Genomic DNA, 20,397 nt, shown 5'->3' with positions numbered 1-20,397 from the left:
ATGGCGAATGGCGCAACCCAAAAATTAATGAGATAATTGGGTTAGACCCCGATCTATAGTTTTTGAGGCGGAGCGATGAAAACCCGAGCGCACGAAATCCAAAAAAAATCGCGATCGCAACAGTCCGCGACCAATATTTCCACTCAATTGCAATCGCGTCCTTTTGCCGTTCAAACCCAGTCTTCTCCCGAGTCAGAAGAGGAGCATTCCCCAGATCGAGGCGATCGCGTCGAACCATTATCTCACAATTTAAGTGAGATCGCGATCGTGCCTTCCGCGACCCACACCGCTCCCATCCAAACGAAATTAACCGTCGGCCCCCCCAACGACCAATACGAACAAGAAGCCGACCGCGTCGCCGCTCAAGTCGTCAATCAAATTAGTAACGCCAATTCAGCCAGCGCCACCCAGCGCAAACCCATTCAACGTCAATCTCCCCGCCCCGGAATGGGTGAAGAAGAGACAAAAGGTCCCATCCCCGGAGCGGCGGAAGAAGATGAAATTCAACCTAAATCTTTAGTTCAACGTCAATCTCCCCGCCCCGGAATGGGTGAAGAAGAGACAAAAGGTCCCATCCCCGGAGCGGCGGAAGAAGATGAAATTCAACCTAAATCTTTAGTTCAACGTCAATCTCCCCGCCCCGGAATGGGTGAAGAAGAGACAAAAGGTCCCATCCCCGGAGCGGCGGAAGAAGATGAAATTCAACCTAAATCTTTAGTTCAACGTCGCACCAATGCCAAAGGAACGGCGGATGAAAACATCGAACAATCTATCGAGCAAACACGGGGAAGCGGACAACCCCTAGAAGACAACGTACGCGCTCCGATGGAAAACGCTTTTGGTGCTAATTTCGGTGGCGTTCGGATTCATAATAACGCCCAGTCGGACAATTTGAATAAATCTTTACAAGCTCGCGCTTTTACGACCGGACAAGATATCCATTTCAGCCAAGGGGCTTACAATCCCAATAGTAAAAGCGGTCAGGAATTACTCGCTCACGAGTTAACCCACGTCGTCCAACAAAGTGGTGGAGCGCTGCAAACGAAAGGAGAAGAGGGGGCAAAAGTTTCCAGAAAAAAGTGAATGTTTTAGCGCAAACTTCTCTCCAACAAATTCAACGAGTTCCGGTCGATTTGAATGCCGGACAAAAACGAGTTTTGGTGAGTCAAGATGCGCCGGGAAGTATTCAGGAAGCGCTAGATCTTCCCTTCTGGAAAGAGCTGTATTATGCCTGGGGATTAATCAATCATATTGAAGAGGAAATCTCCTTCCGCATGAAAGTCGAACGCTTCGAGCAAGCCCCCTCGTTTGGCTTTGGCAAACATATTTACAACCAACATATTAAAGGAGGGAATGCGCCCCAGCAAATTAACGTCCCGGCTCAGCTTGTTAACGATCTTCAAGGAATTTTCGAGCCTATTACTCCAGGAGGCTGGGTCAAAGGGGTGGTGGTCAGTTCGGATACCTTTGATGCGGCGATCGCCGAATTAAATAATCAGACGGCTTACGCCCAATTCCAACAAGAAATTACCCAGCAAATTGCTCAAGTTCGGCAAGAGTACGCCCAAAAACAACAGCATCAAATCATTCTCAACAATCAACGACAGGCGCAAATCGATCGCACCAACCAACTCAATGAAACCTTGACGGAGTTAGGATTGCAATAACTCGTGTTGGAGGGGCGATCGGCCTAATTGAAGGATAGATTAGAGACGCGGGCGATCGCGTCTCTAAGCCTTTTCAGGTTCCGTTAATTTTTGTCATAATTTTAATTGCCGACCTACCTGAGAGACCCGTGACGGCGTATTTTAAAACCCGTTAAATTCCCGGAATTTCAGACAATTCTGATTCAAATTCTTCAACTTGGAAACCCGTTGCGGCCTTCCATTCTTCTAGGGTAAAATCGTATCCCAACTCCCGGGCGAGGCTGACAAAAGCTTCCAAATCTGGAGCTGCATTCACTTGAGCTTTTAACATGGGATTGGTTTGCGCCTCGCGGAAGAGGCGGACGACTTCTTCTTGTGCCATTGAATTTCTCCACCTGAGTTAGAATAATGCTACTCTAGCAATACGCGCGATCGCACGAAATCGTTAAAAATTTCAATATTTTTTAATAAAATCTCTCCCTCCGATCGTCTCTACTAGAAACAGGGGCTTAGACGAGAACCTATTGCTCAAAATACCGATAGATTATGGCTAAAAAATCATTCAAAGACTTGGCCAAAACTGCACGCCAAAAAGAAGTCAGTCGGGCGGTTGGATTTGTTGGCTTTGTTAAAAGCAGTGTATTGATGCGGGCGGTCAACCTCATTCCCACGAGAATGCGGTGGATGGTTCCTTTTTTGAGTGAATATCTCAAAGAGATTCCCACTCCTAGTGTAGAAGAAATGAAAGGGAAAGTGAGCGATCGCCTCAAAGGGAAACCGGGCGTTGAAACAGATCGCGAACAACTGCCCCCAGAGTTGCAAGAAACGGCGGGATTATATATTCCGCAACAAGTCAAACTTTACTACCAACATTATCGATGCGAACGGGGCAATCCGTTAGAGTGTCCGTGGACTCAAAAAACCCTCGACGAACAACCGAAAGCGAAATATTGTCTTCGCTGTGGATTTCCTACCTTGTTAGCCCCGGAAACACAAATTCGTGGGAGTCGAGGGGTTTATGAAATTGAAAAATTCGTGCGATCGCGAGGAATGGGGCGGATTTATCGGGCGATTCGTTTGAGCGATCGTCAAGCGGTGGCGATTAAAGAATATTTGTTACCAAAACAGTATTTTAATAGCCTCGAAGAACGCCAAACCAAAGAAATGTTTATGCGGTTGGCGGGATTGAGTTTAGCCGATGGTAGAGTCCAAGATTTTCGCCTCGTCGATCCGATCGAGGCGATCGCCGATCCGAAGGAAGAACGGTGTTATTTAGTCACTCCCGCCCATTTGGATATGGCGCCGACTCTCGCCACTTATCTCGCCGAAACTGGGGCATTAACGAACGCTCAAGTCTGGCAAATTCTCGATCGTATCTTGCAGAGTTTGGAGTTCCTCCACACGCAAAAGTTTCGCTTACGTTCTGGTTTAATTCAAGAAGGTATAGTCCACGGAAATATCAACTTAGACAGTTTAATTATTCTACCGGACTGGCAGGGATTTTTTATCTATTTATGTGATTTAGCTTTGTGGGAATATCGGTTTATTCCCCCTGCCTCTCAAATTCCGACCTCTTCCCCCCTAAAAGATTTAGCCGATCTCGGCAAAGTGGCCTTTTATTTATTAGCAGGACGGACGATCGATCCGGAAACTAACGAACATCTCGATCCGAGACTCGATCGAAATTGGCCTGCGGATGTCACCCCGGAATTAAAACAGTTTATCGAACGAGCGATCGGCGTCAATGCCGTTGCTTTCCCCAATGTAGAAGCCGCACGAATTGCATTATTAAAAATTCCTTTTCAACGAGGAATAGTCTCCACACAAGCGCGAGAAGAGATTGAAGCAGTTGAAGAGATAAGTTCGGAGAAAGAAGCAAAAAAAGGCGATCGTCAATGGCAAAAAAGGTTACCTTTTTTAATTTTAGGAACGGCGGGACTTCTATTACTATTTTTGTTAATATGGGTGGCGATCGCGCGTAGCAAACAAAAAAATATTGAAGAGGAAAACGGCGTTATTTGCTGCATTGAGGAAGTGGCAGGGGTTCCCGATGGTAACTTTACTTATACCGGAGAAAAACAAGGAAACTGGAGTTATATTTTAACTCAAGAAAATTTAATTCAAAAAGGTAAAAGTTTGGACGAAAGCTTGGCAGAAGACAAGCCAAAATTTGAATTGAATTATCGACCGAAAGAGTCTATTTCGCAAGCGATCGGCGCGATTCGGTCGAAACAGGCCGATTTTGGAATTATGAGTTTGCCGAGTGTAGAAAAATTCGCAAAAGACAGTCTCTATACAGAATTAGGATATCAAACAATCGCCTACGATGGTTTAGTCGTTTTTGTTAGTTTTAGTTATGCACGCCGCGATCGCAGTATTCCGGCAGCCCTCAACGGGAGTTTGACAATCGAACAACTGCAAAAACTATATACGGGAAAAATTAGAAATTGGCAGGAACTCGGCGGACCGAATTTACCCGTCCGACTCTACATTCCCGCAGATGGAGAGGCGATCGAGATTTTTAAACAGCGTGTTTTGCCAGAAGAATCGGCACAAATTTCCTTCGATCGCCTCCGCCAATCCCAGCAAGATTCGACGAGTTTCACGATCGAAGAACCGCAGTTGTTACAGTTGCCTACTTTTGAGATTTTACGATCCATTATCCGCGATTTTGAGGGTGAAGAAATCGGGAGTATAGGATTTGGGACATTGAGTAAAATTTTCGGTCAATGCTCGATTTATCCCTTAGCCATTTCGCAAGGAGATCGCGCGCCAATCTCGCCATTAGTTGAAAGAGATAACGAAGGAATTACACCAGAAACCGACTTATGCAACAACAAAGGAAGTTATCGTTATAATGTTAATGCGTTTGTTCGAGGTCAGTATCCGTTAGCCTATCCGGTTGTCGTCGTTTACCCGCGAGATAACAGTCGGGTACCTGCCGGACCGAAATTTGCCGAAATGCTGTCTACAGTAGAAGCACAACGGTTGTTAAGTCAGACGGGATTGATTCCCGTGCAACCCTTACCGGAATAAGGGCTGAAACTTAGACCTTTGGCTAATGACGATCGCCTGCAGCGCAGTTTAAACTAGTAAGTAGAATGGGGGTATTTATGAGCGATCGCCGCATCCGGTCCACAGAAATATCGGGATTGAAGGGAAGAGAACGGCAAGCTTTTCTTCCCCCCATTCCCGCAGCCAGCGATCCCGCCGGATATGCAAGTTCGAGTTTAGTGTTCGACAGTCGTTTAGGCGATCGCCAAACCGAAATGCGGCTGAAGAAATTAGCAAGTCAAATCCTCCAAGATCCGATATTAATGCAGGAGTTGGGCGATCGGGTTTGGGAGATGATGGTAGAAGAATTGAGACGCGATCGCGAACGCCGAGGTGAATATGGGAGGAGGGGGTAATGGCTAAGAGTAAAAATCGACAATATAATCATGCAAACTTCGTTACAGACAATCGATTTTATGTAGAAATAGATAGCGCGATCGCCGCTTCCTTTAGTGAATGTTCGGGATTGAGTATCCAGGTTGATAAAGAAACATTTTTTGAAGGAGGAGTCAACGACCAACAACGAATTTTGCTCAAACAAGCAAAATTTGATGACATCACTCTTAAAAGAGGAATTACCAACGATTTAACCTTTTGGGAATGGATGAATAAAATCTTATCGACAGGGGCAAAAGAACGACGGAACATTAACATTTTAGTCTTCAATCAAGCCGGGGAAACCATGCAGCGATGGACCTTAATCGGGGCCGTACCCGTCGGATGGAAAACCCCCTCATTGCAAGCGAGTGGAAATTCCGTGGCGATCGAAGAATTGACCCTCGCTTATGAAGGATTGAAAGTCGTCGCCAACCCCTCCGGAAGTGGAGGCGCCACCAAAGTTAAACGAGATTCCCTAGGCTATTTCTCCGGAAGTTAAACCATGTCCGAACCCACCGCCAATCCGAGAGAAAATCTCCCGCCAATCGAGGGAGAAACTCGCCAGTCCGAACGACCATTAGGACTGCATCGAGGCTTACACTGTCCGTCTCCCTTGGGACAGAGTTTTTTGCAACCAAAATTTCTCTCTCCCTTGGGGGGGGAAACGATGGCGGGAACCTCAGATTTTTCGAGTTTTTATCCTAGAGAAACCGAATCGAACTTGTGGGAATCGTGGCAAGATGAGGAAGGATTAGCGCCAAATTCACCGATAAAAACTCCTGAAAATTTCGGGTTAAATTCAGCATCTTCATCCCCCGTACAAAAACAAACCGCAACAACAACCCACTCCCCCACCTCTTCCCCAGAAACTCCACAATCGTTCCGCCAACAGCAGCAATCCTTTTCCCAACCGTCTATCCCCGATCCTAACTTGATTCAACGCGATCGCCTTGAAGGCGGCGCGATCGAGCCAGAAACACCCCAAAAAATCGAACAAACCCCGTTTAACATTTCCCGTCTAGATTCCCCTAATCCATCAGGCGAATACCCCCCTTTAATAAGACAAAAAGAACCAGACTCCTACCCTTACAATATTCAAGAAAATAAACTAACGTTCCAGGACAGTAGAGAATCTACATTTCCTGCAAAAATAGAGACCTTTCAAAAACAAAATTTAGAAAATATTACTTTTTCGTCAACTAGCGAAGCCATTCAACCCGTCACCGATTCCAACTTAGTTCAAAAACAAACTCCTGAAGTTTCTTCAAATTCAGATCTTCCAAGAGAAACTACATCGACCCCGCAAGTGGAAACCGTTCAACAACAAAGCGACGATACTATTCCAGTTGCAGATATATCGGAAGAAAGTTTATCTACCCCGCAAGCGGAAACCGTTCAAGCAGATATATCAGAACTTGTTTCAAGTTCTGATATCGCTGGAGAAACTAAATCAACCCCGCAAAGGAACGCGGTTCAAAGACAAAGCGATGACACTGTTTCAACTTCCGATATCGCGGAAGAAACTGCATCGACCACGGACGCGGAAACAGTTCAACGACAAAGGGACGAAACTGTTCCAAATTTAGCCACCGATGCGGAAACGGTTCAACGACAAAGCGATGACACTGTTTCAACTTCCGATATCTCCAAAGAAACTGAATCAGTAACTGAATCGGAAACGGTTCAAGGAGAAACGCCAGAAGTTGTTTCAAGTTCGGACATCTCGGGAGAAACTGCATCGACCCCCCAACTGGAAACAGTTCAAAGACAAAGCGATGACACTGTTTCAACTTCCGATATCTCGGGAGAAACTGAATCAGTGACTGAAGCGGACGCAGTTCAAAGACAAAGCGATGACACTGTTCCCAGTTCGGATATCGCGGAAGAAACTGCATCGACCACGGACGCGGAAACAGTTCAACGACAAAGGGACGAAACTGTTCCAAATTTAGCCACCGATGCGGAAACGGTTCAACGACAAAGCGATGACACTGTTTCAACTTCCGATATCTCCAAAGAAACTGAATCAGTAACTGAATCGGAAACGGTTCAAGGAGAAACGCCAGAAGTTGTTTCAACTTCGGACATCTCGGGAGAAACTGCATCGACCCCCCAACTGGAAACAGTTCAAAGACAAAGCGATGACACTGTTTCAACTTCCGATATCTCCAAAGAAACTGAACCAGTAACTGAAGCGGACGCAGTTCAAAGACAAAGCGATGACACTGTTTCAACTTCCGATATCTCGGAAGAAACTGAATCAGTGACTGAAGCGGACGCAGTTCAAAGACAAAGCGATGAAACTGTTCCAAATTTAGCTATCCCAGAAGAAACTACATCGACCTCGCAACCGGAAACGGTTCAAGGAGAAACGCCAGAAGTTGTTTCAACTTCGGACATCTCGGGAGAAACTGCATCAACCCCCCAACTGGAAACAGTTCAAAGACAAAGCGATGACACTGTTTCAACTTCCGATATCTCGGGAGAAACTACATCGACCACCGACGCGGAAACGGTTCAAGGAGAAACGCCAGAAGTTGTTTCAACTTCGGACATCTCGGGAGAAACTGCATCGACCCCCCAACTGGAAACAGTTCAAAGACAAAGCGATGACACTGTTTCAACTTCCGATATCTCCAAAGAAACTGAATCAGTAACTGAAGCGGAAACGGTTCAACGACAAACCGATGAAACTGTTCCAAATTTAGCTATCCCAGAAGAAACTGCATCGACCACCGACGCGGAAACGGTTCAAGGAGAAACGCCAGAAGTTGTTTCAAGTTCGGACATCTCGGGAGAAACTGCATCGACCCCCCAACTGGAAACAGTTCAAAGACAAAGGGACGAAACTGTTCCAAATTTAGCCACCGATGCGGAAACGGTTCAACGACAAAGCGACGAAACTATTGCAACTTCCGATATCTCCAAAGAAACTGAATCAGTAACTGAATCGGAAACGGTTCAAGGAGAAACGCCAGAAGTTGTTTCAACTTCGGACATCTCGGGAGAAACTGCATCGACCCCCCAACTGGAAACAGTTCAAAGACAAAGCGATGACACTGTTTCAACTTCCGATATCTCCAAAGAAACTGAATCAGTGACTGAAGCGGACGCAGTTCAAAGACAAAGCGATGACACTGTTCCCAGTTCGGATATCGCGGAAGAAACTGCATCGACCACGGACGCGGAAACAGTTCAACGACAAAGGGACGAAACTGTTCCAAATTTAGCCACCGATGCGGAAACGGTTCAACGACAAAGCGATGACACTGTTTCAACTTCCGATATCTCTAAAGAAACTGAATCAGTAACTGAAGTGGAAACGGTTCAAGGAGAAACGCCAGAAGTTGTTTCAAGTTCGGACATCTCGGGAGAAACTGCATCGACCCCGCAACCGGAAACGGTTCAAAGACAAAGCGATGACACTGTTTCAACTTCCAATATCTCCAAAGAAACTGAATCAGTAACTGAAGTGGAAACGGTTCAAGGAGAAACGCCAGAAGTTGTTTCAACTTCGGACATCTCGGGAGAAAGTGCATCAACCCCGCAACCGGAAACGGTTCAACGACAAAGCGATGACACTGTTTCAACTTCCGATATCTCCAAAGAAACTGAATCAGTGACTGAAGCGGACGCAGTTCAAAGACAAAGCGATGACACTGTTCCCAGTTCGGATATCGCGGAAGAAACTGAATCAGTGACTGAAGCGGACGCAGTTCAAAGACAAAGCGATGAAACTGTTCCAAATTTAGCTATCCCAGAAGAAACTACATCGACCTCGCAACCGGAAACGGTTCAAGGAGAAACGCCAGAAGTTGTTTCAACTTCGGACATCTCGGGAGAAACTGCATCAACCCCCCAACTGGAAACAGTTCAAAGACAAAGCGATGACACTGTTTCAACTTCCGATATCTCGGGAGAAACTACATCGACCACCGACGCGGAAACGGTTCAAGGAGAAACGCCAGAAGTTGTTTCAACTTCGGACATCTCGGGAGAAACTGCATCGACCCCCCAACTGGAAACAGTTCAAAGACAAAGCGATGACACTGTTTCAACTTCCGATATCTCCAAAGAAACTGAATCAGTAACTGAAGCGGAAACGGTTCAACGACAAAGGGATGAAACTGTTCCAAATTTAGCTATTCCGGAAGAAACTACATCAACCACCGACGCGGAAACGGTTCAAGGAGAAACGCCAGAAGTTGTTTCAAGTTCGGATATCTCGGGAGAAACTGCATCGACCCCCCAACTGGAAACAGTTCAAAGACAAAGCGATGACACTGTTTCAACTTCCGATATCTCCAAAGAAACTGAATCAGTAACTGAAGCGGAAACGGTTCAAAGACAAACCGATGAAACTGTTCCAAATTTAGCTATCCCAGAAGAAACTGCATCGACCACCGACGCGGAAACGGTTCAAGGAGAAACGCCAGAAGTTGTTTCAAGTTCGGACATCTCGGGAGAAACTGCATCGACCACTGAAGCGGAAACGGTTCAAAGACAAACCGATGAAACTGTTCCAAATTTAGCTATCCCAGAAGAAACTGCATCGACCACCGACGCGGAAACGGTTCAAGGAGAAACGCCAGAAGTTGTTTCAACTTCCGATATCTCCAAAGAAACTGAATCAGTAACTGAAGCGGAAACGGTTCAACGACAAACCGATGAAACTGTTCCAAATTTAGCTATCTCGGGAGAAACTACATCGACCACTGAAGCGGAAACGGTTCAACGACAAACCGATGAAACTGTTCCAAATTTAGCTATCCCAGAAGAAACTGCATCGACCACCGACGCGGAAACGGTTCAAGGAGAAACGCCAGAAGTTGTTTCAAGTTCGGACATCTCGGGAGAAACTGCATCGACCACTGAAGCGGAAACGGTTCAAAGACAAAGCGATGACACTGTTTCAACTTCCGATATCTCCAAAGAAACTGAATCAGTAACTGAAGCGGACGCAGTTCAAAGACACAGCGATGAAACTGTTCCCAGTTCGGATATCGCGGAAGAAACTGAATCAGTGACTGAAGCGGACGCAGTTCAAAGACAAAGCGATGACACTGTTTCAACTTCCGATATCTCGGGAGAAACTACATCGACCACCGACGCGGAAACGGTTCAAGGAGAAACGCCAGAAGTTGTTTCAACTTCGGACATCTCGGGAGAAACTGCATCGACCCCCCAACTGGAAACAGTTCAAAGACAAAGTGATGACACTGTTTCAACTTCCGATATCTCCAAAGAAACTGAATCAGTGACTGAAGCGGACGCAGTTCAAAGACACAGCGATGACACTGTTCCCAGTTCGGATATCGCGGAAGAAACTGAATCAGTGACTGAAGCGGACGCAGTTCAAAGACACAGCGATGAAACTGTTCCAAATTTAGCTATCCCAGAAGAAACTGCATCGACCACCGACGCGGAAACGGTTCAAGGAGAAACGCCAGAAGTTGTTTCAAGTTCGGATATCTCGGGAGAAACTGCATCAACCCCGCAACCGGAAACGGTTCAAAGACAAAGCGATGACACTGTTTCAACTTCCGATATCTCCAAAGAAACTGAATCAGTAACTGAAGCGGAAACGGTTCAAGGAGAAACGTCAGAAGTTGTTTCAAGTTCGGACATCTCGGGAGAAACTGCATCGACCACTGAAGCGGAAACGGTTCAAAGACAAAGCGACGAAACTATTGCAACTTCCGATATCTCGGGAGAAACTGCATCGACCCCCCAACTGGAAACAGTTCAAAGACAAAGCGATGACACTGTTTCAACTTCCGATATCTCCAAAGAAACTGAATCAGTAACTGAAGCGGAAACGGTTCAAAGACACAGCGATGAAACTGTTCCAAATTTAGCTATCCCAGAAGAAACTGCATCGACCACCGACGCGGAAACGGTTCAAGGAGAAACGCCAGAAGTTGTTTCAAGTTCGGACATCTCGGGAGAAACTGCATCGACCCCGCAACCGGAAACGGTTCAACGACAAAGCGATGACACTGTTTCAACTTCCGATATCTCCAAAGAAACTGAATCAGTGACTGAAGCGGACGCAGTTCAAAGACAAAGCGATGACACTGTTCCCAGTTCGGATATCGCGGAAGAAACTGCATCGACCACGGACGCGGAAACAGTTCAACGACAAAGGGACGAAACTGTTCCAAATTTAGCCACCGATGCGGAAACGGTTCAACGACAAAGCGATGACACTGTTTCAACTTCCGATATCTCCAAAGAAACTGAATCAGTAACTGAAGCGGACGCAGTTCAAAGACACAGCGATGAAACTGTTCCCAGTTCGGATATCGCGGAAGAAACTGAATCAGTGACTGAAGCGGACGCAGTTCAAAGACAAAGCGATGAAACTGTTCCAAATTTAGCTATCCCAGAAGAAACTGCATCGACCACCGACGCGGAAACGGTTCAAGGAGAAACGCCAGAAGTTGTTTCAACTTCGGACATCTCGGGAGAAACTGCATCGACTACTGAATCGGAAACGGTTCAACGACAAACCGATGAAACTGTTCCAAATTTAGCTATTCCGGAAGAAACTGCATCGACCACCGACGCGGAAACGGTTCAAGGAGAAACGCCAGAAGTTGTTTCAACTTCGGACATCTCGGGAGAAACTGCATCGACTACTGAATCGGAAACGGTTCAACGACAAACCGATGAAACTGTTCCAAATTTAGCTATTCCGGAAGAAACTGCATCGACCACCGACGCGGAAACGGTTCAAGGAGAAACGCCAGAAGTTGTTTCAACTTCGGACATCTCGGGAGAAACTGCATCGACCCCGCAACCGGAAACGGTTCAAAGACAAAGGGACGAAACTATTGTAACTTCCGATATCTCTGGAGAAACTACATCGACCTCGCAAGCGGAAACGGTTCAAGGAGAAACGCCAGAAGTTGTTTCAACTTCCGATATCCCAGAAGAAACTACACCGACCCCGCAAGCGGAAAGGGTTCAAAGAGAAACACCGGAAGTTGTTTCAAGTTCGGATATCGCTGGAGAAACTGCATCGACCCCGCAAGCGGAAAGTCTAGAACTGTCTCCCATGTCACCAATTAGTGGAGACATGCAATCCCTTATTGAAAGGGATACTGTTCGACGAAAAACTGGTGAAATTCACCGAGATTTGCAACAACGTGAAGCGATTCAAGCTGTCAGTACAAATGACAGTATAGAGGAAGCTTCGGATTCGATTGAATCCAATTCTAACAGTTATTTAACTGGATCACAAAAAGAGGCGGGAGACACTGTAGACCATCGCTATATACAAAGCAGTGCATTGAATGATAATAATGCAACTGTAGCACAACTCCTGCGAGAGTCCGATCGCCCCTCCCAGTTGTCTCATGGCATCGAGAATTTAGGATCCTGGCAACCTTTGGGGCAATCTCAGCCCCTCGGGCAATACCCACAAAGTATCATTCAAAGGGAGGAACGATCGCCCAAAAACGACCCCGATCGCCCCCGGTCAGTCACTAATTTTATACAAAAATCTCGCTCCTTGTCGCCGGAAAGTGCGATCGCCCCCGACCTCCAAACCCCTAGCGCCAGCGAGACCCCCGATCGCTGGTCGAGTATCGCCGATCTACTCGCCCATAGCGACAGCCCCCAACCCGCCGCCGCCAACGCCCAACCCAAAATCCAAAAGCGATCGCCCGTCATCCAACGGCAATCCCAAAAACCCACCGCACCATCCCCCGAAGACAACGACAGCACCCTCATCTTCACCCCCGACGGCTTCCAAACCCTCCCGAGCTCAAACAACAGTAGATCTCAACACCTCCAACTCAAATCCAAAACCAACAACGGATCTCCACCAGACATCCAGCGATTGGCACCATCCGCAACCGAGGCGATCGCCGAAATCGGCCCCAGCAACGCCGACCCAACCCCCCAAACCCCCAACACCAACGACCTCGAACTCCTAGCCCGACAAATCTACCACCTAGTCCGCCAACGGCTAGAAATCGAAAAAGAACGACGCGGTGGCTACTTCAGCGATCGCCTGCCCTGGTAAACCCCCCTTCACCCCAGAGAGAACCCCAACATGCAACTGCAAAAAGCCCAACTCATATCCCAAGATGGCGGTGGCACCATCGAATTCATGTTCAACCCCAACCAACTCGCCTTCTCCCAACAAATCAACCTCACCAAAGAAAACGGCGCCCGCACCGGGAGAGGCTTACCCAAAGTCAACTTTGCCTATCCCGAACCCGTCACCCTCACCGTCAACGACCTCTGGTTCGACACCCACGAACAAGGCACCAGCGTCCTCGAACCCCTCAGCCAATTCGCCAAAGCCGTCAACTTCATCGAAGGCGCCCCCGACACCGAAAAACGCCCCCCCACCTTCGTCTTCACCTGGGGTCAACACCAATTTATTCGCTGCTTCGTCACCAAACTCGACTACACCTTAATGCTCTTTCTCCCCGACGGCACCCCCGTACGAGCCAAAGTCAACCTCACCCTAGAAGAAATCGACGAATCCACCACCCAACCCGGTATGGGAACCCCCCAACCCAGCGCCAGCCAACGCCAACGCGACAGCATGACCAACCGACGCAGCCAACGCCGCTCCACCTCCCGATAAACCCCAGCCCTCCACCCAGATAATTCGACCTTTGGGGAATAGTGAAAGCCCCCCCGATCGCCCATCAATGAAATAACGCGCCACCACCGAGGGACTCATGCCAGTCACTTACGTTGCCGAACCGATCTTGAAAATTAACGGTCAAACCGCCTCCAGCACTTTGATCGAAGATCTCCTGCAAGTCAGCGTTGAAGAAAGCCTTCACCTTCCCGCCTTCTTTACCCTCGTCATCAAAAACGACTACTTTTCCGGTCGCTCCGACGAACAACCCTGGCGCCACCAAAACTTATTTGAAATCGGCACCCCAATCCAAATCGGCTTCGGGTCGAGTACCACCGAAGCGCCAGAATTCGAGGACGAACAACGCGACACCATCTTTGACGGCGAAGTCACCGCCATTGAAACCCACTTCACCAGCGAATCCCAGGCACCCATTGTCATTCGCGGTTACGACTACTCCCATCGCCTCCATCGCGGACGCTACAACCGCTCCTTTCAAAACATGACCGACAGCGATATCGTCAACAAAATCATGGGTGAAGTCGGCATTCGCTCCGGAACCATCGACCAAACCCGGGAGCCTCACGAATATATCTTTCAAGAAAACCAAACCAACATGGAATTCTTGCGCGAACGCGCCGCCCGCAACGGTTTCGAGCTATTCGTGCAAGATGGCAAACTCAACTTTCGCAAACCCGCCAAAAACTCCACCCTCCAACTCAAATGGCTAGAAGACGTCCACAGCTTCCGCGTGCGCGTCAGCAGTGCCGAACAAGTGAGCAACGTTGAAGTGAGAGGATGGGATTATACACAAAAACGGGCGATCGTCGAAACCGCCAGCCGCGAACAAATCCTCACCGAAAACCAATACGGTCGAGGCTCCAAAACCAGCAGAAACTTTAAAGGGCAACCCCCAACCCCCACCGCCGTCGTCGTCAACCAACCCGTTTACTCCAATCAAGAAGCCACCAATATCGCCCAAGCCATCTGTAACGAACTCGGCGGCGAATTCGTCCACGCCGACGCCCAAAGCGAAGGCAACCCCGAAATCCGACCCGGAAAAGTCGTCAAACTCCAAAACCTCGGTAAATATAGCGGCGAATACTACATCACCGAAACCCGCCACCTCTTTCAAGAACGGGTTTACACCACCGAATTTAGCGTGCGCGGACTGCGCGGCGGCGACCTCCTCGCCACCCTCGCCCCCGCCAAAACCATCGAACCCGGACAAAGCTTACTCATCGGTCTCGTCACCGACAACCAAGACGAACAAGGATGGGGTCGAGTCCGCGTCAAATTCCCCACCCTCACCGAAGAACACCAAAGTCACTGGGCCCGCGTCGTCAACATCGGCGGCGGACCCCAACGCGGCTTTCACTGCTTACCAGAAATCAACGATGAAGTCCTCGTCGGCTTCGAGCATGGCGACATTCACCGCCCCTTTGTCATCGGCGGATTGTGGAACGGAAAAGACAAACCCCCCCACACAACCCACGACACCGTACAGGGTGGAAAAGTCCGTTTGCGAACCCTTCAAACTCGCACCGGACATACCTTGCAATTCGTCGAAGAAGACCAAGGAAGCAGCCACAAAGGGATTTATTTAACCAGCGTTTACGGACATCACCTTTATCTCAACGACACCGAACAATATATTGAAATTAAGACTAACAATGGTCATCAGGTTCGTTTAGACGATAAAAATAAAAAAGTTTTAATTAAAACCCAAAACGGTCATAGTTACGAACTTAACGACCAAAATCGTAAAATTTCCATTGAATCGGTCGGACAAATAGACATGAACGCCCCGCAAAAAATCACCTTAACTGTTGGAGGCAGCAGCATTGAAATTGCCCCAAGCGGAATTAAAATTCAAACCAGTGCCTCGATTAATATTCAAGGCTTAAATACCGACGTTAAAGGAACGACAAGTGTTAACGTTCAAGGCATGACCGCCAACTTAAAAGGTACGACCGCCAACGTCCAAGCTGGCACCGTGGGAATTAGTGGCGGTATGGTGAGAATTAATTCCTAAAAACTAAAAACTAAAAACTAAAATTCCTACCATGTTTCCAGCCGCAAGATTAACCGACTTAACCGCTACCGGAGATCTAATTACCGGACCGGGAATGCCCAACGTCCTCATTGGCGGACTGCCCGCCGCTTGTGTCGGGGATTTAGTCTCCGGACCGTACTTGACCAGTGGCGCCGTAGTCGCCGGAGCCTTTACCGTCCTCATTGGCGGACGTCCGGCAGCACGTATGACCTCCAATGTCGCCGGGATTACCGTCGCCACGGGGATTCCCACCCCCGCCACGACCGTCGTCGCCAAAGGTCAGCCCAACGTGTTGATTGGCGACAATCCCGCCGCAGGGATTGCGGCGGCGGCGGCGGTGGGTGGTGCAGCAGCAGCCGCCCAAGCCCAAGCGGCAGCCTCCCAAGCGGCAGGGGCAGCAAAGCAACAACAAGCCCAAATGCAAGCGCAGATGGAGCAACAAGCCCAACAACAACAATTAGAAGAGGAACGGTTGAAACGGGAAGACCCGGAAGCTTACGAGCAAAAGATGCGAGAACGGGAGCAACAAAATCAACAATTCCAGGGATTTTAGGTTTTAGGTTTTAGATTTTGACTTGAGAAAGGTGGGTAAGGCAGGCTGGATGCCCGGCCCACAGGGTTGTTGTCTTGCTTGTAGCCTGTGACTTGTGGCTTGTTGCCTACTCCCGACTTACTCAAAGGAACCAAACTCGACTTTTGGCCAATGGCAATACATAACCCTTCTCCGCTAGAGTGACGGCTACGCTGAGAGCGGTTTGCAAACCATGAGCGATCGCCCGCATGAAGCCTCTGAAGATTACCTAGGAACGGGATGGTCTTTCCCGTTAAAAGTTAACCTTCAGGGAAGCATTCAACTGAGCAGTAGCAGTACCAATATTGAGGAATCGATTCGGATTATCTTAGGCACGCGGTTGGGAGAACGGGTCTACCGACCTAATTTCGGTTCGCGGCTGTCGGAACTGGTGTTCGCGCCGATGAATACCCAAACCCTATTGCTGATTCGTTTGTATGTCGAAGAAGCGATCCAAATGTGGGAACCGCGCGTAGTTCTCGAAGGGGTCTTTACCGAGCCGGATCCGATTCGAGGGCGCGTCGATATTACGATTAAATATCATCCGAAAGACAGCTACGATTCCCGCAGTATTATTTATGGTTTTTATCTATTACCTCCCATGAGCGCGCCGTAGGTAAATTGGGCGAATCCCTCTTGTCTAAACGGGTTGGGTGCGATCGGGGAAGCGGAGCCAGGAAGATAAGACCGAGGAGAACATGAGGAGAACATGGAGTTTGATTTTCTGCCCAATTTGCCGAAGTCGGATCTCGACGATCGCCAATTTCAGGACTTAGTAGACGAGTGCATTTTACGCATTCCTCGCTATTGTCCCGAATGGACGAACTACAATCCGAGCGATCCGGGGATTACCTTAATCGAACTGTTCGCGTGGCTGACAGATCAAATGTTGCTACGCTTCAATCAAGTTCCCCGCCGTCATTACGTCGCCTTCCTCGAACTCCTCGGCGTGCGATTGCAGGCGCCGAATCCGGCGAAAACGGATATTACCTTTTATCTGAGTGCCTCCCTGCCGGAAAGCTACACGATCCCCGCAGGCACTCAAGTGGCGACGGTACGCACGGAAACGGAAGCGGCGATCGTCTTCAGTACCGATCGCCCCTTGGTGATGGGAACCCCGAGCATCCGCCACCTCCTCGGCGCCCGCACGGCGGAAACCGTACCCCAAGTATTGCGCGATCGCTTCGTCGGCACCTGGACCTTACGACCGGACGGCGAATGGGAAGGTCAATCCCTGTCCTTATTTGAAGAACAACCGGAAATCGGCAATTGCTTCTATCTCGTCTTCGACCCGGACGATCCCCTCGAAGGAAACACGATCGCCCTGTGCGTCAAAGGCGAAGCCGCCACCTCCACCGGGATCGACCCGGAACGCCCCCCCCGACGCTGGGAAGCTTGGAACGGCCTTTATTGGGAATCGATCCTGCGAGAAGAAAACGACGATTTAACCGAAGGCTTCAGCTTCAGCGAACTGACCCGCAAAGGCGGTAACCCCCTCTCCGGTGCCGATGTCATCTTGCACCTGCCCAAACACTGGCCCGTCACCCACTTCGTCACCTATGCCGGACGCTGGCTGCGCTGCGTCTACACCCTCCCCGACGGCGATCGACCCGGTTACATCCGATCGCCCCGGATTGTCGGCTTGAGTACGCGATCGATCGGCGGCACCGTCGAAGCCACCCAATGCAGCCTCGTCGAAAACGAAATTCTCGGCGAGAGCAACGGACAACCCGGTCAGACCTTCCAACTACAAGGCACCCCCGTACTGCCGCGCGACGATCGCGAACGGATTCTCGTCACCCCTCCCAACGGCATCCCCCAACTCTGGGAAGAAGTCAGCGACTTTTCCAACTCCGGCGCCGAAGACCTCCACTACACCATCGACTCCCTCGACGGTACCGTTCAATTCGGCCCGCTCATCCGCTCTTCCGGTTCCTTGCCCAGCCAAACCGACTTTCGCCGGAGCTTGCAAGGAATGCCCAACCAACGGCCCGACGGTCGCCATCGAGGAACCCAAAACAACAGCGCCAGCGATCGCCGCGCTCAATTCCTCGAACGACAGTACGGCGCCGTTCCCCCGCGCGGTTCCCTGATCCAAATGGCCGCCTATCGCACCGGAGGCGGCGAACGAGGCAACGTCCAGCAAAATACCATTAGAATCGTCAAAACCGCCGTTCCCTACGTCGCCAGCGCCACCAACCCTCGCCCCGCCCGCCACGGTTCTAACGCCGAAACCCTAGAAGAAGCGGCGATGCGCGTGCCGCGAATGTTGCGAACCCGCGATCGCGCCGTCACCGTCGAAGACTTTGAAACCCTCGCCATCAAAGGCGGACAGGGGGCGATCGCCCGGGCCATGTGCCTTTCCCCCAGAAACGGCGAACAAGGCGGCATCGTCCGCCTCGTCCTCGTCCCCCACACCAACACCGACAGCATCGAACGCGGCGAAGGCATCGACCCCGAACGCCTCTTACTCACCCCCGAAGTGCAACAACAAGTCCTCGACTACCTCGACGAACGACGCTTGCTCGGCGTCCAAGTCCTCTGTACCCAACCGGAATACGTCGGCGTCGGCGTCCAAACCGAAGTCGCCCTCGAAGCCGAATACAAACATCCGAGCGCCCAACAACAGATCCTCGCCGAAGTCCAACAAGCCCTCTACCGCTTCCTCAACCCCCTCACCGGAGGTCCCGAAGGCACCGGATGGCCCTTCGGTCGTCCCCTGTATTCCTCCGATATCGTCACCCTCTTGCAAAAAATTACCGGAGTGCGCTACCTCGGCACCGTCCAACTGTTCGAGCTGCGCCACGGCGATCGCGGTTGGGTGCGATCGCTCCCCCGCGAACCCCAAATCGACCCCGGCCCCCTCGGCTTAATCTGCTCCTGGCGCAACGATCGCCTCCGTTCCGGTCATGCAGTGGGAGTGATTTAGGCAAAAGCCAGAAGCCACAAGGCACAAGGCATTCCCCACTCCCTCAATCAAACATCAAAAATCCCTCAATCTCAAATCCCTAATGACTCAAGCCCGCGACCTACTGCCCTTACGCCTCGAACTGATGCCGACGACCTCGGCAGCGATCGCGGCACAACCCACAGGGCGGGCGATCGCGCCATTTCAAGACCACTCCCCCTTACAAAACAATCTCGTCCGAGAGACCCCCAAACCCCCCTGTCAACTCGTCGTCCATCCCGGGGCACCCGCCGAACTGCTCGTTCGCATCCAAAACCTGAGTCAGTCCCGCCTGGAGATTGCCCTCGACCTCGATGGGGACTTTCCCAGTCATTGGTGTCGCATCGGGATCGAAGGACAAGAAATTCCCCCACAGGCCCGGCGAGAAGCCGTTCTCTACTTCCACCTGCCCGATAACTTCTTCGAGACAGATTCCCCATTCCCCAACGACCGTTGCCTATCCCTGGACTATCGCGGTCACATTTACATTCGCTACAGTCTCGACGGCGACACCTGGCAGGTCATGGCGCCGGAAACCTTTAACCTATTCGTGCGGCCCGACAGCGTGTATCTGGATTTTTTACCGGAACTTTATCGGGAAGTCGATTTTATCGGGCGGGTCTTAAGCTTGTTCGAGCAAGCCTTCGAGCCGACAGTACAAACCTTAGACTTATTGTGGGCGTATCTCGATCCGCTCACGGCCCCCGAAGGCTTGTTATCCTTTCTCGCCTCTTGGGTGGGGTGGCAACTCGATCCGCGCTTGAGTATCGAACGACAGCGCCATTTAATCGGACAGGCGATCCAACTGTACAGTTGGCGCGGAACGCGGCGGGGATTGAGATTGTACCTGAATTTGTACACGAATTTACCCCTCGACGAAGACCGACCGGAAAAGGAAAAACGGATTAGCATTCAGGAAGTGTTTACCCAAGGGTTCGTGTTGGGAGAAACGCAACTGGGAGAAGATGCGATCGTCGGCGGGGGTAAACCGTATCACTTTATCGTGCGATTGCGCCCGGGACCGGGCGATCGCCTCGACGAAGCCCTCGTTCGGCAAATTATCGAGCAGGAAAAACCCGCCTTTTGTACTTACGAACTCTACATCGAACCGAGTTCCGACTAGGCGTCGCCCGACGGTCA

The 20,397-nt window shown here is 50.0% G+C and carries 13 protein-coding genes; 12 read left to right on the top strand and 1 reads right to left on the bottom strand.

Features of this window, described 5'->3' with window-relative positions; genetic code table 11:
• The first annotated feature begins 75 nt into the window (after positions 1-75).
• Positions 76-1,083 carry an eCIS core domain-containing protein gene (locus HCG48_RS07465; protein ID WP_168568591.1) on the top strand — a complete coding sequence of 336 codons (1,008 nt, stop codon included), beginning with the start codon at positions 76-78 and terminating at the stop codon, positions 1,081-1,083.
• A complete protein-coding gene (locus tag HCG48_RS07460; protein WP_168568590.1) occupies positions 1,080-1,667 on the top strand; it encodes a regulator of G-protein signaling domain-containing protein in 588 nt (195 codons plus the stop codon). Before HCG48_RS07465 ends, HCG48_RS07460 begins: the two co-directional genes overlap by 4 nt.
• A gap of 151 nt (positions 1,668-1,818) precedes the next feature.
• Here HCG48_RS07460 and HCG48_RS07455 read toward each other — a convergent pair whose 3' ends face one another.
• The gene (locus tag HCG48_RS07455; RefSeq protein ID WP_168568589.1) at positions 1,819-2,028 is read right to left on the bottom strand and encodes a Nif11-like leader peptide family natural product precursor; all 210 of its coding nucleotides are present in this window, start codon (positions 2,026-2,028) and stop codon (positions 1,819-1,821) included.
• Between the two features lie 164 nt (positions 2,029-2,192).
• Between HCG48_RS07455 and HCG48_RS07450 the strand changes: the two genes are divergently transcribed.
• The 10 genes from HCG48_RS07450 (at position 2,193) to HCG48_RS07405 (ending at position 20,380) form a co-directional block, all read left to right on the top strand.
• On the top strand, positions 2,193-4,682 hold the full coding sequence (locus HCG48_RS07450) for a substrate-binding domain-containing protein (RefSeq protein ID WP_168568588.1): 2,490 nt from the start codon (positions 2,193-2,195) through the stop codon (positions 4,680-4,682).
• Positions 4,683-4,747: 65 nt separating this feature from the next.
• The gene (locus tag HCG48_RS07445) at positions 4,748-5,056 is read left to right on the top strand and encodes a hypothetical protein (RefSeq protein WP_168568587.1); all 309 of its coding nucleotides are present in this window, start codon (positions 4,748-4,750) and stop codon (positions 5,054-5,056) included.
• Positions 5,056-5,577, top strand: a complete 522-nt coding sequence (locus HCG48_RS07440; RefSeq protein ID WP_168568586.1) for a contractile injection system inner tube protein — start codon at positions 5,056-5,058, stop codon at positions 5,575-5,577. Before HCG48_RS07445 ends, HCG48_RS07440 begins: the two co-directional genes overlap by 1 nt.
• Positions 5,578-5,580: 3 nt before the next feature.
• Entirely contained in the window at positions 5,581-13,110 is a 7,530-nt protein-coding gene (locus HCG48_RS07435; protein ID WP_168568585.1) for a midas domain-containing protein, read from the top strand.
• A 30-nt stretch (positions 13,111-13,140) separates the two neighbouring features.
• Complete coding sequence (locus HCG48_RS07430; protein WP_168568584.1) at positions 13,141-13,683, top strand: CIS tube protein; 543 nt, start codon at positions 13,141-13,143, stop codon at positions 13,681-13,683.
• A gap of 97 nt (positions 13,684-13,780) precedes the next feature.
• Positions 13,781-15,718: a VgrG-related protein gene (locus HCG48_RS07425; protein WP_168568583.1), complete on the top strand. Its 1,938-nt coding sequence runs from the start codon at positions 13,781-13,783 to the stop codon at positions 15,716-15,718.
• A gap of 31 nt (positions 15,719-15,749) precedes the next feature.
• Complete coding sequence (locus HCG48_RS07420) at positions 15,750-16,292, top strand: PAAR domain-containing protein (protein ID WP_168568582.1); 543 nt, start codon at positions 15,750-15,752, stop codon at positions 16,290-16,292.
• Positions 16,293-16,503: 211 nt separating this feature from the next.
• A complete protein-coding gene (locus HCG48_RS07415; protein ID WP_168568581.1) occupies positions 16,504-16,926 on the top strand; it encodes a GPW/gp25 family protein in 423 nt (140 codons plus the stop codon).
• 93 nt (positions 16,927-17,019) lie between these two features.
• Positions 17,020-19,239, top strand: coding sequence for a putative baseplate assembly protein (locus HCG48_RS07410; RefSeq protein ID WP_168568580.1), 2,220 nt, complete (start codon positions 17,020-17,022; stop codon positions 19,237-19,239).
• Positions 19,240-19,321: 82 nt separating this feature from the next.
• Positions 19,322-20,380: a phage tail protein gene (locus tag HCG48_RS07405; RefSeq protein WP_168568579.1), complete on the top strand. Its 1,059-nt coding sequence runs from the start codon at positions 19,322-19,324 to the stop codon at positions 20,378-20,380.
• Positions 20,381-20,397 lie beyond the last annotated feature (17 nt).

Origin of the sequence: Oxynema aestuarii AP17 (genome assembly GCF_012295525.1) — a bacterium.
GTDB lineage: Bacteria > Cyanobacteriota > Cyanobacteriia > Cyanobacteriales > Laspinemataceae > Oxynema > Oxynema aestuarii.
Note: the sequence above shows the minus strand (reverse complement) of the source record. Positions and strands in the feature narration are given on the sequence as shown.

Excerpts from the sequence above, each read along its gene's own strand:
- HCG48_RS07435 (WP_168568585.1), top strand. The coding sequence starts at position 5,581 with ATGTCCGAACCCACCGCCAATCCGAGAGAAAATCTCCCGCCAATCGAG.
- HCG48_RS07420 (WP_168568582.1), top strand. The coding sequence starts at position 15,750 with ATGTTTCCAGCCGCAAGATTAACCGACTTAACCGCTACCGGAGATCTA.
- HCG48_RS07455 (WP_168568589.1), bottom strand. The coding sequence starts at position 2,028 with ATGGCACAAGAAGAAGTCGTCCGCCTCTTCCGCGAGGCGCAAACCAAT.
- HCG48_RS07430 (WP_168568584.1), top strand. The coding sequence starts at position 13,141 with ATGCAACTGCAAAAAGCCCAACTCATATCCCAAGATGGCGGTGGCACC.
- HCG48_RS07450 (WP_168568588.1), top strand. The coding sequence starts at position 2,193 with ATGGCTAAAAAATCATTCAAAGACTTGGCCAAAACTGCACGCCAAAAA.
- HCG48_RS07425 (WP_168568583.1), top strand. The coding sequence starts at position 13,781 with ATGCCAGTCACTTACGTTGCCGAACCGATCTTGAAAATTAACGGTCAA.
- HCG48_RS07445 (WP_168568587.1), top strand. The coding sequence starts at position 4,748 with ATGGGGGTATTTATGAGCGATCGCCGCATCCGGTCCACAGAAATATCG.
- HCG48_RS07410 (WP_168568580.1), top strand. The coding sequence starts at position 17,020 with ATGGAGTTTGATTTTCTGCCCAATTTGCCGAAGTCGGATCTCGACGAT.
- HCG48_RS07415 (WP_168568581.1), top strand. The coding sequence starts at position 16,504 with ATGAGCGATCGCCCGCATGAAGCCTCTGAAGATTACCTAGGAACGGGA.
- HCG48_RS07405 (WP_168568579.1), top strand. The coding sequence starts at position 19,322 with ATGACTCAAGCCCGCGACCTACTGCCCTTACGCCTCGAACTGATGCCG.
- HCG48_RS07465 (WP_168568591.1), top strand. The coding sequence starts at position 76 with ATGAAAACCCGAGCGCACGAAATCCAAAAAAAATCGCGATCGCAACAG.
- HCG48_RS07440 (WP_168568586.1), top strand. The coding sequence starts at position 5,056 with ATGGCTAAGAGTAAAAATCGACAATATAATCATGCAAACTTCGTTACA.